1 protein-coding gene is annotated in these 1,866 nt (G+C 37.5%); it reads right to left on the bottom strand.

The window, feature by feature from the left end; genetic code table 11:
• A partial coding sequence (locus ACKTTC_RS16370) for a SprB repeat-containing protein (RefSeq protein ID WP_408040929.1) occupies positions 1-1,866 on the bottom strand: 1,866 nt, incomplete at both ends.

The raw sequence follows: 1,866 nt of genomic DNA on the forward strand, positions 1-1,866 counted from the left end.
ACTCCTCCATTACTACCATCACAATTACTATTATCTATAGCAACTGCTGTAAAGTCTGGTGTGATAATAGGATCAACTGTAATTGTACGTGTACGTGAACAGCCCGGAGCTGGTAAAGCACCTGTATCGTAAACATTCACTGTATATGTATCCGCTGTAGATACATTGAAACTTGCAGTAGTTCCAACTACTGCAACTCTTGCTACAACTGTACCTGCTGCACTATCAAACACTTCATATTCATAATTCCCTGACCCTGAACTAATCGTTAGTGTAATAGTAGCATCTGGACTAACTGTACAATCTAATAATTTCGTAGTACTTAATGAAAATTCTAAGTTTGGCTCTAAGGTAATAGAAGCATCGGTAGAAGAACAACTATTACTATCGCTTACTTGAACTGTATAACTTCCTGCTGGTAAATTTGTAAACACATTACTCGTCTGATTTCGAATCTCTGTATTACTAGCATCTAATAAAACATACGTGTAAACTCCTGATCCTCCTAAAACATTTATAGCAGTAATGCTTCCGCCTCCAGTTAAATCACAGGCATTATCATCTTTATCTAAACTAAATGTTACTGGATCTGGCTCTGTTAAGGTAACCGTACCATTTACAATACATCCATTAGCATCGCGAACACGAACTGTATAACTTCCATCAACTAATGGTAAACTTGCTGAACCTGTAAAGACATTGTTCGTGCTATAAGGAACTAAAATTCCTGAACCATCTTCTAATTGGTATTCATAACCTCCCCAACCATCTACTGCATTCACTGTAATACTTCCATCATTAAAGCCATTACACGTTGGGTTAACATCAACCGTACTAAAACTTAATGCTGCTGCTGGTGCATCGATTGTAACTTCTGGAGAAATTACAGAACAGAATGGACCTGAAGCATCCGTCATCGTAACACTTACATAATATGTACCACCTACTAAGGTATTAACCGTGATTGGGCGTGCTCCTGCTGCAGCTGCAACTACCGTAGGACCTGAAACTGAAAAATCATCACCTGTACCTGGAGTACCATTGGTATTAAACACCTCATAACTATAAGCTCCTGCATAAGGACTACTTGTAGCAAAATCAAATGTGATGCTTCCATTGTTATCTCCAAAACAAACAACATTGCTATCTCTACTTATATCTAAATCAAAGGTAGGAACTGCATCAACTTGATGTGAAGCTGTTAATACACAACCTGTAACAGAATTTTCTATCGTAATACTATAGATATCTTCTGCTAATCCTGTAAAACTACTACTTACTGTAGTACCTGCACTTGGACCATTTACTGTATTGGTTGCCGTAAATCCTCCTGCTCCTGTAATTGTAAAGATTAAATCTTCTCCTAAACCTAAGGCATTTGTTAAATCTGCTGAAACTGTAATTTCTTCTCCTCCTGCTGGTAAAACCCTACAGTCTATATCCTTATCAACAACAATAACTGGATTACTCAAGGCATTAAAGGCTGGAATAACTGCCGTTGTGTTTGCCGAACATCCTTCATCATCATAAACTGTAATAGATACATTTCCTCCTAATACATTACTCACAGTAAAACTAAAACTTGTTCCGTCTTGAGTAATATCGTCTCCTACTGCTACTGTACCATTATCATAAACAAATACAACTCGTACATATGTACCACTTCCGCCTGTAATATCTCCTGGATTAACTGTAACAACTGCTGAATTTGTAATATTATCCGTAGTACAACCAAATGGTGTTACTACTGGTGGCGAAGCTGGATCAAATGCTACTGGAGCTAACTCAAAAATAGTAGCAGTTTGCATAGAAGTACATCCATTTGTTCCTGTTGCTGTAATTGTATAAGTAATACCTGCAACACTT

The sequence above is a fragment of the Tenacibaculum amylolyticum genome (assembly GCF_964511145.1).
Lineage (GTDB): Bacteria > Bacteroidota > Bacteroidia > Flavobacteriales > Flavobacteriaceae > Polaribacter > Polaribacter amylolyticum.